At 70.7% G+C, this 12,691-nt stretch carries 9 protein-coding genes; 3 read left to right on the top strand and 6 right to left on the bottom strand.

The features are described from left to right. Nucleotides 1-11: 11 nt before the first annotated feature. Nucleotides 12-407 (bottom strand): DUF2177 family protein, encoded by a 396-nt coding sequence (locus ACG01O_RS10540; RefSeq protein WP_394384255.1) that lies wholly within the window; start codon nucleotides 405-407, stop codon nucleotides 12-14. A 179-nt stretch (nucleotides 408-586) separates the two neighbouring features. Between ACG01O_RS10540 and ACG01O_RS10545 the strand changes: the two genes are divergently transcribed. After that, nucleotides 587-1,423: an alpha/beta fold hydrolase gene (locus ACG01O_RS10545; RefSeq protein WP_394384256.1), complete on the top strand. Its 837-nt coding sequence runs from the start codon at nucleotides 587-589 to the stop codon at nucleotides 1,421-1,423. A gap of 123 nt (nucleotides 1,424-1,546) precedes the next feature. On the opposite strand, the gene ACG01O_RS10550 is transcribed toward ACG01O_RS10545, so the two are convergent. Together ACG01O_RS10550 and ACG01O_RS10555 are read right to left on the bottom strand one after the other, a co-directional pair. Beyond that, entirely contained in the window at nucleotides 1,547-3,889 is a 2,343-nt protein-coding gene (locus ACG01O_RS10550; protein ID WP_394384258.1) for a DUF1631 family protein, read from the bottom strand. Between the two features lie 75 nt (nucleotides 3,890-3,964). Next, the gene (locus ACG01O_RS10555; RefSeq protein WP_394384260.1) at nucleotides 3,965-5,227 is read right to left on the bottom strand and encodes an acyl-CoA dehydrogenase family protein; all 1,263 of its coding nucleotides are present in this window, start codon (nucleotides 5,225-5,227) and stop codon (nucleotides 3,965-3,967) included. 158 nt (nucleotides 5,228-5,385) lie between these two features. On the opposite strand from ACG01O_RS10555, the gene ACG01O_RS10560 reads away from it, so the two are divergent. Continuing rightward, nucleotides 5,386-6,720 (top strand): DUF6585 family protein, encoded by a 1,335-nt coding sequence (locus ACG01O_RS10560; protein ID WP_394384262.1) that lies wholly within the window; start codon nucleotides 5,386-5,388, stop codon nucleotides 6,718-6,720. Nucleotides 6,721-6,766: 46 nt separating this feature from the next. On the opposite strand, the gene ACG01O_RS10565 is transcribed toward ACG01O_RS10560, so the two are convergent. The 3 genes from ACG01O_RS10565 to ACG01O_RS10575 form a co-directional block, all read right to left on the bottom strand. Continuing rightward, complete coding sequence (locus ACG01O_RS10565; protein ID WP_394384264.1) at nucleotides 6,767-8,512, bottom strand: lipoprotein N-acyltransferase Lnb domain-containing protein; 1,746 nt, start codon at nucleotides 8,510-8,512, stop codon at nucleotides 6,767-6,769. 59 nt (nucleotides 8,513-8,571) lie between these two features. Beyond that, nucleotides 8,572-8,934: a hypothetical protein gene (locus ACG01O_RS10570; protein WP_394384266.1), complete on the bottom strand. Its 363-nt coding sequence runs from the start codon at nucleotides 8,932-8,934 to the stop codon at nucleotides 8,572-8,574. A gap of 258 nt (nucleotides 8,935-9,192) precedes the next feature. Then, nucleotides 9,193-11,187: a cation:proton antiporter gene (locus ACG01O_RS10575; protein WP_394384268.1), complete on the bottom strand. Its 1,995-nt coding sequence runs from the start codon at nucleotides 11,185-11,187 to the stop codon at nucleotides 9,193-9,195. Nucleotides 11,188-11,372: 185 nt separating this feature from the next. Between ACG01O_RS10575 and ACG01O_RS10580 the strand changes: the two genes are divergently transcribed. Continuing rightward, entirely contained in the window at nucleotides 11,373-12,644 is a 1,272-nt protein-coding gene (locus ACG01O_RS10580; RefSeq protein WP_394384269.1) for a Glu/Leu/Phe/Val family dehydrogenase, read from the top strand. Nucleotides 12,645-12,691: the final 47 nt, after the last annotated feature.

Consider the following 12,691-nt stretch of genomic DNA (forward strand, 5'->3'; position numbering starts at 1 on the left):
CGCGCATTCTGTCAGCCGGTGGGCCGCGCGCACCAGGCAGCCGCACCCCCGGCCAGGGTGCTGACAAAGACGCCCCAGGCCACATCGGCCCAGGCCAGGCTCAAGGGCCAGTGCTGCAGCGTCGCGCGGTTGGTGAGGTCGTACACCCCATAGGCCACCAGGCCCACCAGCGCCGCGCGCAGCACCTGGTGCAGCAGCGGCTGCCCCGCCGGCCACAGCGCCAGCACCACCAGCGCGGCCGGGTAGCCCAGGTAGAACAGCAGCGCCGGCAGCCAGCGCACTTTGTCCGCCATCTGCGCGCCGATGCCCTGTCGGTAGAAGTCACGGGCCAGCCAGCCCAGCCACAGCGCGTCCAGCACACCCAGCACCAGCAGGGCCACGAGGTAGGGTTTGATCAGCGTCTTCATGGCTGCCGCAGTGTGCCGGGTCCGGCGCACCCGCGGTGTCAGCCCCGGCCTCACGCCGCGGGCAGACGCCGCCGACGCCGGACGTCCTACGCGCAAGGCACCGGCCGGCTGGCACGCAAGGCCGGGGCCGCCGGCCAGCATGGGGCCCTGTGTTCCACGGCCCTTGCGCCCCACCCGCCATGACCACGACACCCCACACCGTCACCCACACCGTCACCCACACCGTGCCCCCGCGCAGCCGCGCCCCGGCCACCCGGGCCTTCGCTCCAGCACGGGTGCCCGACGCCGCCGCACCGTCCGGCCACCGCCGCCCGGCCTGGTCGCTGCTGGCGTCCGAGCCGCTGCGTGCGGCGGTGGAGGCCGTGCAGCACTTCGCTGAGCCCGACGCCGCGCTGGCCTGCCCGGGCGGCGGCCACACGGTGGTGCTGTTTCCGGGCCTGGCTTCCGACGGGCTGGCGCTGTGGCCGCTGCGGCGCCACCTGCAGCGCGCCGGCTTTCGGGCGCTGGACTGGGGCGACGGCCTGAACACCGGCCCGCAGGGGGACGTGCACGCCTGGCTGGACGGCCTGGCCGAGCGCATCCAGCAGCGGGCCGCACCCGCGCGCACGCTGAGCCTGGTGGGCTGGAGCCTGGGCGGCCTGTACGCCCGCGAACTGGCCAAGCGCTGGCCGCAGCGGGTGCGGCAGGTGGTGACGCTGGGCACGCCGTTCAACGGCAGCGTGGACGACACGCACGTGGGCTGGCTGTTCCGCCTGCTCAACGGCCAGCCGGCGCCGGACGAAGCCCAGCTGCGCGACCGCCTGGCCGAGCCGCCGCCGGTGCCCACGGTGTCGCTGTACAGCCGGCGCGACGGTGTGGTGGCCTGGCAGGCCTGCCAGCACGACCGGCCCGGGCCGCTGTGCCGCGACATCGAAGTGCAGGCCAGCCATCTGGGCATGGGCTGGGCGCCGGAGGTGCTGAGCCGCGTGACCGCGCTGCTGGCACACCCGGCGCTGCGCGCGGAGGCTGCCCGATGACGCACGCGACGACACCGCCGCCGGCACCCCAACCCGAGCCATCCCCAACGCCGACGCCTTCCCCTGCGCCGCCCCCCGTTCGGGAGGCACCGGCCCCAGCCGGCACGCACGCGCCGATGCAGCTCAGCCGGCGGCGCCGCCGCCCAGTTCCTGCAAGAGGCCGCCCAGCGCGCGTTGCACCGGGCTGGTTTCCGCCAGCTCGGTGGCCAGGCCTTCGCTGCGCAGCCGCTTGAGGGCGCGCCGCGTCATCGAGTGCATGCCGCCGGCCAGGTTGCTGGTGAACATGAAGAACGCGCCGTTGTCGCTGACCCAGGCCAGCTGCGCCGTGGCCCACACGCCTTGCAGGTGCAGCTTGCAGCGCAGCCCGGGGCGCAGCGCGTCGATCCAGCTGCCGGCGGCGTCCTCGCGGCTCGGGTCGTCCAGGCCCATGGGCACGGTGGGCAGGGCGCCGATGTGGGTGTCGCGCGCCTCCCAGCCCGACGCGGGCCGGCTGTCGCGGGCATCGTCTTCGTCGTCGTCATCAAACCAGCCGGGCGCGGCGGCCGGGCGGCTGGCCGGGGCCTCGGCAGGCTCCGAGCGGGCCGAGGGCCGGGCGGCGGCGGGCTCGGGCACGGCCCGGGGCGCCAGTGGCTCAGTAGGTCGGGGGCGGGACGGCGTAGTGCCCGCTGCGTCCGCCTGAGGCGCCGCTGCGGGCACGGAAGCCGGCGTGGGCGCGGCCTCGCTGCGTTCCGCCAGGTGCCGCCGGTGGGTTTGCATCAGCTCGGCCAGCACCCGGGTGCGGTGCTGCTGGGGAAGGTCGATCAGCGCCATGCCCTGTTGCACGCGGCCGATCAGGCCGGGCAGGCGGCGGCGCAGGTCCGCACGGGCCGCCGGCGTTTCCGGGCGCTCCAGGCTGGCCAGCAGTTCGTCCACCGTGCCCACCAGCGCCTGCGACTCGGGCGACTCGGCACCCTCGGCGGCCATCACCTTGGTCAGCACCTCAATCCACGGGCCGCGCAGGAAGGTCTGCACGATGGGGCTCACGTCCGGCGTCTTGGCCAGCTGCGCCTCGACCTGGTCGCGCATCAGCGGCAGCAAGCGCCGCTCGGCCTCGCGCTGGCCCAGCGCATCCATGGCCGGGCGGCTGCGCTCGATCTGCTGCTGCTGTTCGTCGTCGATGAACGACTCCACCGCCTCCAGCGCGGCCGCATAGGCCTCGGGCTGCTGCGGCTGGCTGGTGCTGAGCTGGCTGACCAGCGGGTCCACAAAGCGCTGGAAGGCCGCGCCGCGCTCGGCGTCATGCGCGGGCAGGGCGCCGGAATGGCCGGCGATCTTGTTGATCAGCGCCCAGGCGGGGTGCTGGTCGGAGCTGAGCACGCCGGGGTCGTGCGCGGCCAGGGCCTGCACCGGGGCTTGCAGCTGCGCAATCGCGCCTCGCGCGGGGCTCGCCAGCTGCGGGTCGGCCAGCAGGCGCTCGAACAGGCGTGCCAGCAGCGCATGGCTGACGCCTGCATCCGCCACCGGGGCCGGCGCCGGCGCCGGCGCGGGCGCACCGGCCAGCGGCTCCAGCTGCAAGCGCAGCTCGGGGGCCAACGGGGACGGTGCCGCAGAGGACGCCGGTGGGGCCGAGGCCGCGCGGCCGGCCGCACCCGCCAGGCCCCGCTGCAGCAGCGGGATTTGTTGCAGCAGGGCTTGCAGTTGCTCGGCCGGCAAGGCGGCCAAGGCATGGCTCGCGGCACCGGTGGGCGCCGGGCCCTGCCACGCGGGGGCAACCCCGCCGGGCGGCTGGGCGAACGGTGCCGACGCGGCCGCCTGGGCCATCACGGCGCTGGAGTTGGGCGCGAGGATGGTGCGGTAGCGCGGCGCCTGCACGCCTTCGTCGCGCAGCCGGGCACTCACGGTGCCCAGCAACTGGCGCAGCGGCGCCACCAGCGTTTGCGTGGCCACGCGCATCCACACGGCCTGCTGCTCGGGTTCCAGCACCTGTTCGTACACGGTCTGGCTGATGGCCCGGGCAAACAGCGCCGGGCCGCAGGCGGTGGGGTCTTCGCCGCGCGGCGGGTCGGTCAGCAGGTTGCTGGCCAGGCCTTGCAGCTCGCGCAGCTCCCATTCCAGCTGCAGGTCGGCCAGCTGCACCACGCGCGAGATTTCAATGTCTTTCTCGGCCTGGGCTTCGTCGACCAGCGTGAGCTCGTCGATGTCGAACCCGCTCAAGGCCGATGCGGCCGCGCCCCGGCCCAGCAGGCGGGCTTCGGCGCCTTCAAAGCCGCGCAGCAGGTGGCCGCTCAGGCATTCGGCGATGTGCATGCGCAGCGGCTCGGTGGTCAGCAGCAGGCCGCTCAGGGCCTTGCGGTCCACCGCGCCCAGGCCGGCGTCCACCGGGTCGCGCATCGCCTGCAACATGGCCTCGACCCAGTGGCTGGCGAAGGGCTGCGCCTGGGCTTCCAGGAAGCGCACATGGCGGTCGAACGGCTGGGAGGCTTGCATGGCCGGCGTGGGGTTCCTACTCACGGAACCCCACTCTAGCCGCAGCCTGACGGGCCACGGGCGAGACGTGCCGGGTCAGGCGCCGCGCGTGATGGGCATGGAGATGCGGTCGGTGGGCAGCTTCATGTGGCGCGCCAGCTCCAGCTTGGCCAGCGAGTTGCGGTGCACCTCGTCCGGGCCGTCGGCCAGACGCAACGTGCGCTGGTGCGCCCACATCATGGCCAGTGGCGTGTCCTGGCTCACGCCGGCGCCGCCGAACACCTGGATGGCCCAGTCGATGACCTGCAGCGCCATGTTGGGCGCCACGATCTTGATCATCGCGATCTCGGCCTTGGCAACCTTGTTGCCCACGGTGTCCATCATGTAGGCGGCCTTGAGCGTCAGCAAGCGGGCCTGCTCGATGCTGCAACGCGCCTCGGCGATGCGCTCCTGCGTGACGGTCTGCTGCGCAATCGTCTTGCCGAAGGCGGTGCGGGCAATCGCACGCTCGCACAGCAGCTGCAACGCCCGCTCGGCCGCGCCGATGCTGCGCATGCAGTGGTGGATGCGCCCCGGGCCCAGGCGGCCTTGGGCGATCTCGAAGCCCCGGCCCTCGCCCAGCAGGATGTTGCTGGCCGGCACGCGCACGTTCTTCAGCTCCACCTCCATGTGGCCGTGGGGCGCGTCGTCGTAGCCGAACACGCTCAAGGGGCGGATGACGGTGATGCCCGGCGTGTCGGCCGGCACCACGATCATGGATTGCTGCTCGTGCTTGCCCGCCTCGGGGTTGGTCTTGCCCATGACGATGTAGACGGCGCAGCGCGGGTCACCGGCGCCGGAACTCCACCACTTGCGGCCGTTGATGACGTAGTCGTCGCCATCGCGCTCGATGCGGCACTCGATGTTGGTGGCGTCGCTGGACGCCACGGCCGGCTCGGTCATCAGGAAGGCCGAGCGGATCTCGCCCTTGAGCAGCGGCTCCAGCCAGCGGTCCTTCAGCGCCTCGGACGCGTAACGCTCCAGCGTCTCCATGTTGCCGGTGTCCGGTGCCGAGCAGTTGAAGACCTCAGGCGCCCAGAACACCCGGCCCATGATTTCGCACAGCGGCGCGTATTCCAGGTTGCTCAGCCCTTCCGGCGCGCGGCTGCTCTTGGGCAGGAACAGGTTCCACAGCCCGGCCGCGCGGGCCTTGGGCTTGAGTTCCTCGATCACCTGCGTGGCCTGCCACACGTTGCCGGCGCGGCGGTTGGCTTCGACTTCTTCGAGGTAGCGACGCTCGTTGGGGTAGATGTGCTCGTCGAAGAAAGCGAGCAGGCGTTCGCGCATCTGCGCGACCTTGGGGCTGTAGTCGAAGTTCATGACGCGGCGGGGCTGGTGAGGTGCTGCGAGTGTGGCGCAGCCGGCCTCGGGTACTTGTCACCGAGGCGGCAGCCCGAACGAGACGATGCGCTGCCTACACTGCGCCGCGCCGCAGCAGCGGCCCCTTGTTCCCCGTCAACGCCTGAACCTCGGAGCCCATGAAGCACTACCTCTGGTTGAAAGTCATCGCCGGCCTGATCGGCCTGAGCGCCCTGCTGTACGGCATCCACATCCTCGACGCCGACCCCACGCTGCGCGTGATGCAGCAGGTCAGCATGGCCGACATCGAAGCCGGCCGCGTCCCGCGCGACGGCCAGAAGGTCACCGTGACCGACGTGTGGCTGTTGCCCACCTGGGTGGTGGAGACCTCGCACAGCCGCAAGCGCGGGGACCATGCCCACGTGCATGTGGCCGTGGGCTCGCGCGCCGCGTTCGAGGCGGCCGCCGCCGGCCAGCCGGTGGACATCAAGCTGTGGATGCGCCTGCCGCAAGACTTCCGCACCCGCGAGGGCGCCACCGCCGCGATGAACGCGCAAGACCTGTACGGTCGCCCCCAAGCCCACGAGGGTGTGTTCAACGAACTGCCGCAGCGCGTGCGCGAGCAGTTCACCGCCGACAGCCCTTGGCGCTCGCAAGCCAGCATGCGGCTGGAAGAGGGCGCCACGCCCAGCAGCGCGGGCGACGGCGCCGGCTTCCTGGCCGCCGGCGTGCTCGTCCTGGCCCTGGTGGGCGCCTGGCTGGCCGCCGACCGCCTGACCGAGCAATGGCTGCGCGGCGTGCAGGCCGCGGGTGAATCCGCCTTCCAAGGCACCTCGCCCTGGCTGCTGGGCTTCGGCCTGGCGCTGCTGGTGGCGCCGATGCTGGTGTTCCACGACGCCGGCACCTGGGTGGACGAGCACGAACTCGACGTCGCCCTGGTGGGCGGGCTGGCCGCACTGCTGGCGCTGGCCGCCTTCTCGCTGTGGCGCAACCGCGTGGGTTGGCTGGTGACGCCCGAAGGCCTGGTCCGCGCCGGGCGCGCCGGCCGCCAGCTGCTCGTGAAATGGACCGAAGTGCAGGCGCTGACCCTGGCCGAGCGCCACTTCCGCGGCAACGTGGCCGTGACCTACACGCTGCTGGCCGGCCCGCGCAAGGTGAAGCTGGGCGACGGCCTGTTCGTGGGCGGCGTGGCCCAACAGGCTGCGCTGGGCCAGGCCCTGCGCGAGGCCGTCAACGCCCAGGTGGCGCCGGCTCTGCTGCAGCGCCTGGAACGCGGCGAGCGCGTCGCCTTCGGCGCCCTGGGCGCGCACCGCGACGGGCTGGTCAAGGGCAAGCTGGAAACCGGCGAGCTGCTGCCCTGGGCCGAGATCGAATCCACCACGCTCAAGCAAGGCAAGCTGCGCATCAAGCGCCGCGGCAAGCTGCTGGCCTGGGAGAACCTGGCGCTGGGCAAGCTGCACAACCCAGACGTGCTGCTGAACCTGATCCAGCACCACGGGCCGGCGGCGGCCTGAAGCAACGACTGAAGTGCAAGCGGGGCGTGCTGCCCCGCCTGCTCGGCTAGAACAGCCGCTTGAGGCGCAGCTGGCCTTCGCGGCGGGTGAGTTCCCCCCGCTGACGCTGCGTGAAGCTGCCCACCAGCGTCCAGTCGCGGCCGAGGTACTTGGCCTGCGTCCACTGGAACTCGCGCACTGTGCGTCCCTCGCCCAGGCCGTTGTTCACGGCGCTGAGCGTGATCACCGCCTTCATGTCGAACACCTGGCGCAACACCAGGCCCACGCTGGGCTGCACAAAGACATAGGCCCCATGGCGCACGCCCACACCGGCCGACGCCATGGCGAACAGGTCCAGATCGCGGCCCACGCGCTCGGTCAGCCCGAGGCCCCCCTCCACGCGCAAGCTACCCCGGCTGCTCAGGTCGGCCCCCACCTGGGCTTCGTGGCCGATCTTGAACCGGCCGGACCAGCCGCCCGTGAACCGGTCACGCGGCAGCAGCGACTCCACGGCGTACACGGTCGCCCGCTCCACCCGCGCGCCGCGCCCGTGCATCGACTGCGTGAGGGCGATGTCGAACAGCCGCAGCGAGCTCTCGCTGAAGTACATGTCGTTGCGGTCTTCCAGCCGATGGGAGGCCGGCAGGAACTCCAGCAGCAACGCGTCATCCCCGTCGCGCCGCATCACGCCCACGCTGAGCTGGGAGTCCGGCGGTGCCGCCGCCGGGCTGAACGCGGGGCTGCTGGTCAGGGCCAGGTCGGCCTGCGCGGCGTCTTGCAAACGGCGCTGGTAGGTCGCTGCCACGTCGGGTGACCGTCGGCCGCTTTGCACCACGTGCTGGTTGAGCGCCAAGGCCGCCTGCTGGCGCAGGAAGCTGCGGGCTGCCTGCGGCGCGGCAGCCGGGAGCGACTGCGTGGCCACGGCCTCCTGCACGGCGGCCACATCGGCGGCGTCGAGCGCGCCGTCCAGCAAATGCAGCGTCCAGCGCGGGGCACTCAGCGAGCGCGCCGGCTCCAGCACGCCGGCCGACTGCGCCGCGCGCACCACATCCTTGGGCGTGGTCCAGAGGTCCGGCGTGTCCAGCACCGCCGGCTGCACCACCGCCAGCACCTGCTTCACAAGCGTGGCGCAGTTGTAGCGCTGGAAGTAGTAGGTGAACTGCACCGGGCGCAGTTCCATCAGGTGGGCCTGCAGCAGGCGGCGCTGGCTTGCGTCCACCCGCAGCGGGTGTTCCCACAGGCTGCGGCCCTCGCGGCCGATGTAGCCCTGCACCTGCTCGGCATAGGGGCTCAGCGTGAAGTACCCGGGCATGCCCGCCACCAAGCTGCGCCAGAACAGGCGCGGCAGGTTCCAAGTCACCGGCTCGGTGAAGAACGAGATCGCGTGCTCGCGCGGCTGGCCGGTGGCGTCGCGCCCGCTGAGCTTCAGGAACACGTGGCCCATCATGCTCGAGGGCTGGCTCAGTGTTTCTGAGGCGAACACGAGCGCCACCTCGTCCATGGGCGCCCGGGCATTGAATTCGGTGAGGTCGGCGCAGTGCGCGAGCGAGCGCTCGGGCAACACGCCCTGGCTGTGCAGCCAGATGTAGCGAGCCGGAAAGCGGCACACCGCCTGGGGGTCGGGGCCCTGCAGCAGGGCCAGCGTGGCCTGCAACTCGGCTTGCAAGGAAAACTGCGACAGCGTCAGCAGGAACGCAGGGTCGCGCACCATGGGCTCGCCATCTCGCACATGCAGCAGCGCTGCCCAGGCGGGATGGGTGGCGACCTCGTTCACGTCGGCCACGTCGGCCATGGCCACAGGGGCTGCGGCCACACACAGCCATGCAAAAGCGGCCCGAAGGCCGCTTTGCATGCGCAAGCGCAGGCGCTGGATCACTGGCAGCTGACGACCACCGAGTCCGCGTACTTCCACATGCGTTCGGTCGAGTAGTCGGTCGTGGAGCCGAAGGCGCCGCCGCTCAGGATGTTGATGAAGAACTTGGAGTCCACGGTGCTGGCCACGGTGGTGTTCTTGGCGCAACCGGCGGTGTCGACGGTCACGATCTTGTCGCCCTTGGCGCGGGTGAAGGGCACCACGGCCGGTGCGGTGAAGGCCTTGCCGTCCACCGAGCCGGTGATGGGCTTGCCCGTGGACGAGGTGATGTTCACCGATTGGGTGGGCTCGTTGAGGATGGACGCGCAGCCGGTGGACAGGACAGCGATGGCAGCCAGAGCGGCAGCGTTGAAAAGCTTCATGGTTCTGAATCGTTAGGTTGAATGAACACGGGCCGGCCGTTGCCACCGCCTTCGGGAACGCCAACGCCCGGCGCATGGCTGGCGCCATGCAACCCCGGTGCGTGTGTTTTCCTCCCTGCAGGCCGTTGTGCCACGGCTGGACGCGGCGCACTGTAGCGGTGCGTTTGTCGTGGCCAGCCAACATTTCCTGGGCAACAACCCCTACGCCGCGGGGGGAGTAATCACCTGGGCTCACACCCCGGCCGCGGGCCTGGACGGTCAGCCCACCAGCAGCTTTTTCTCGGCCAGCGCCAGCGCGGCTGGCGTGCCGCTGATCACCAGCGTGTCGCCGCCGGCCAGCACGGTGCTCGACTCCACGAACACGCCCTTGCCGCTGGCGCGGCGCAGCGACACCACGGCCACGCCCAGGGCGTGCAGGGCGAGGTCGTCCAGCAGCTCGCCGGCATGGGCGCTGGCGGTGGGCAGGGTGACGGAACTCAGGCGGGCTTGCTCAACCTCGTCGGCGGTGTCGTCATCGGCGCCGTGGAAGTAGCCGCGCAGCAGGCCGTAGCGCTTGTCGCGCGCGTCGCGGGTGATGCGGATCACGCGGCGCATGGGCACGCCCACCAGCGCCAGCGCGTGCGAGGCCAGCATCAGGCTGCCCTCAATCGCCTCGGGCACCACCTCGGTGGCGCCGGCGCCCTTGAGCTTTTCCAGGTCACCGTCGTCGATGGTGCGCACCACCACCGGCACGCGCGGCGCGTGCGTCTGCACGAGGTTCAGGATCTTCAGCGCCGAGGGGGTGTCGTGGTAGGTCACCACCACGGCGCTGGCCCGCGCCAGGCCCGCCGCCATCAGGCTTTGCACCTTGGCCGCGTCCCCGAACACCACACTCTGGCCGGCGGCGGCGGCCTGGCGCACGCGGTCGGGGTCCAGGTCCAGCGCCATGTACGGAATGTGCTCGCCCTCCAGCAGCCGCGCCAGGTTCTGGCCCGAGCGGCCGTAGCCGCAGATGATCACGTGGGCCTCGCTCTTGATGCTTTTCTTGGCGATGGTGGTGAGCTGCACCGACTGCATCAGCCAGTCGCTGCTGGAGAGCTTCATCACGATGCGGTTGCTGTACATCACCAACAGCGGCGTGGCGAGCATGGACATCACCATGCTGGCCAGCACGGGGCTCACCCACTGCTCGGCAATCAGCCGCTGCTGCGCGCCCAGCGTGAGCAGCACGAAACCAAACTCGCCGGCCTGCGCCAGATACAGGCCGGTGCGCAGCGCCACCCCCGGCGGCGAGCGGAACAGCCGCGCCAGCCCGGCGATCAACGCGAACTTGGCCACGATGGGCATCACCGTCAGCAAGATCACCAGCCACCAGTGGTCCACCAAGGGGTGCCAGTCCAGCTTCATGCCGATGGTGATGAAGAACAGGCCCAGCAGCACATCGTGGAAAGGCCGGATGTCGGTCTCCACCTGGTGCTTGTATTCGGTTTCGGCAATCAGCATGCCAGCCACGAAAGCGCCCAGCGCCAGGCTCAGGCCCGCGTGCTCGGTCATCCAGGCCAGGCCCAGCGTCACGAGCAGCAGGTTCAGCATGAAGAGCTCGTCGCTCTTGCGCCGGGCCACCAGCGTGAGCCACCAGCGCATCAGCTTCTGGCCACCGTACAGCAGCAGCGTGAGCAGCACCGCCGCCTTGAGCCCGGCCCAGGCCAGCGCCTCGGCCATCTCGCCGCCGCTGCTGTTCAGCGCCGGAATCAGCACCAGCAGCGGCACCACGGCCAAGTCCTGGAACAGCAGCACGCCCATCACCAGCTTGCCGTGCGGGCTCTCCAGCTCCAGCCGCTCGGCCATCAGCTTCACGACGATGGCGGTGGAGCTCATGGCCATGGCCGCGCCCAGCACCAGGGCGCCTTCCCAGTTCAAGTCCCACGCGCGCCCGAGCGCGGCAAAGCCGGTCACCAGCAACGCGTTGCCCAGCACCGCGCCGCCCACCGTCAGCACCACCTGCGCCAGGCCGAGGCCGAACACCGCGGTCTTGAGCGCCCGCAGCTTGGGCAGGTTGAACTCCAGCCCGATGGCAAACATCAGGAACACCACGCCGAACTCGGCCAGGTACTGGATGCCCGCCGAGTCGTGCGCGAAGGCCAGCGCGTTCGGCCCGATCAGCACCCCCACCGCCAGGTAGCCCAGCATGGGCGGCAGCTTCAGCGAACGGCAGACGACCACACCCAGCACGGCGGCCACGAGATAGAGGAGGGCAAGGTCGAGCGAGGTCACCGGGCGATGGTATGCGGGCCGCTCAACGCCCCGGGCGGCGTGCCGGGACCCCGTGAATTTCGGCACGGGTCTGCGGGGGCCATGCACGGCTTGCATAAGCGCATGAGCACTTGGCTAGACAAGCTCTGGCAGCGAAGGGATGCTTCGCGATACCGTTCGCCCCACTCAAAGTTACGGAGCATTTCATGCCCAACCTGTCCTTCGTTTCGCCCACGCGCAACAGTCCGTGGGGAACGTACCTGTCGCAGATTGACGCGGTCGAGCCCTACCTGGGCCACCTGAGCAAGTGGGTCGAGACGCTGCGCCGCCCCAAGCGCGCGCTGATCGTGGACATCCCCATCGAGCTGGACAACGGCACCGTCGCCCACTTCGAGGGCTACCGTGTGCAGCACAGCCTGACGCGCGGCCCGGGCAAGGGCGGCGTGCGCTACCACCCGGACGTCACGCTGGAAGAAGTGATGGCCCTGTCGGCCTGGATGACGATCAAGAACGCCGCGGTGAACCTGCCCTACGGCGGCGCCAAGGGCGGCATCCGTGTCGATCCGTCGCTGCTGTCGATGAAGGAACTGGAAAAGGTTACGCGCCGGTACACCAGCGAGATCGGCATCATCATCGGCCCGACGCAAGACATCCCGGCGCCCGACGTGAACACCAACGGCAAGATCATGGCCTGGATGATGGACACGTACTCGATGAACGTCGGCGCCACGGCGACCGGCGTCGTCACCGGCAAGCCCATCGAACTGGGTGGCTCGCTGGGTCGCGTGGCCGCCACCGGCCGTGGCGTGTTCGTGGTGGGCCGTGAAGCCATGCGCCGCCTGAACATCGACATGGAAGGCGCCCGTGTGGCCGTGCAGGGCTTCGGCAACGTCGGCTCCATCGCCGCCAAGCTGTTCGCCGCCAACGGCGCCAAGGTGGTGTGCGTGCAAGACCACACCGGCACCATCCTGAACCAGAACGGCTTCGACATGGCCGACCTGCTGGACCACGTGGCCAAGACCCGTGGCGTGGCCGGCTTCAAGGGCGGCGACATGATCGCCAACGAAGACTTCTGGGGCGTGAAGAGCGACGTGCTGATCCCGGCCGCGCTGGAAGGCCAGATCACCGCCGAGCGCGCCCAGCGCCTGCAGACCCGCCTGGTGCTGGAAGGCGCCAACGGCCCGACCACGCCCGACGGCGAAGCCGTGCTGGCCGACCGCGGCATCGTGGTGGTGCCGGACGTGATCGCCAACGCCGGCGGCGTGACCGTGTCTTACTTCGAGTGGGTGCAAGACTTCTCGTCCTTCTTCTGGACGGAAGACGAGATCAACCTGCGCCTGGACAAGATCATGGTGGGCTCGTTCAAGCACATCTGGGAAACCGGCGAACAGCACAAGATTCCGCTGCGCACCGCCGCGTTCACCGTGGCTTGCACGCGCGTGCTGCAGGCCCGCGAAGAGCGTGGCCTCTATCCCTGATCCGCGTTCCGACGCTGCAAGACAAGCCCGCCTCGCGCGGGCTTTTT

It is taken from the genome of Pelomonas baiyunensis (genome assembly GCF_043555935.1).
GTDB classification, from domain to species: domain Bacteria; phylum Pseudomonadota; class Gammaproteobacteria; order Burkholderiales; family Burkholderiaceae_C; genus Pelomonas; species Pelomonas baiyunensis.

Excerpts from the sequence above, each read along its gene's own strand:
- ACG01O_RS10540 (WP_394384255.1), bottom strand. The coding sequence starts at position 407 with ATGAAGACGCTGATCAAACCCTACCTCGTGGCCCTGCTGGTGCTGGGT.
- ACG01O_RS10570 (WP_394384266.1), bottom strand. The coding sequence starts at position 8,934 with ATGAAGCTTTTCAACGCTGCCGCTCTGGCTGCCATCGCTGTCCTGTCC.
- ACG01O_RS10580 (WP_394384269.1), top strand. The coding sequence starts at position 11,373 with ATGCCCAACCTGTCCTTCGTTTCGCCCACGCGCAACAGTCCGTGGGGA.
- ACG01O_RS10555 (WP_394384260.1), bottom strand. The coding sequence starts at position 5,227 with ATGAACTTCGACTACAGCCCCAAGGTCGCGCAGATGCGCGAACGCCTG.
- ACG01O_RS10560 (WP_394384262.1), top strand. The coding sequence starts at position 5,386 with ATGAAGCACTACCTCTGGTTGAAAGTCATCGCCGGCCTGATCGGCCTG.
- ACG01O_RS10545 (WP_394384256.1), top strand. The coding sequence starts at position 587 with ATGACCACGACACCCCACACCGTCACCCACACCGTCACCCACACCGTG.
- ACG01O_RS10550 (WP_394384258.1), bottom strand. The coding sequence starts at position 3,889 with ATGCAAGCCTCCCAGCCGTTCGACCGCCATGTGCGCTTCCTGGAAGCC.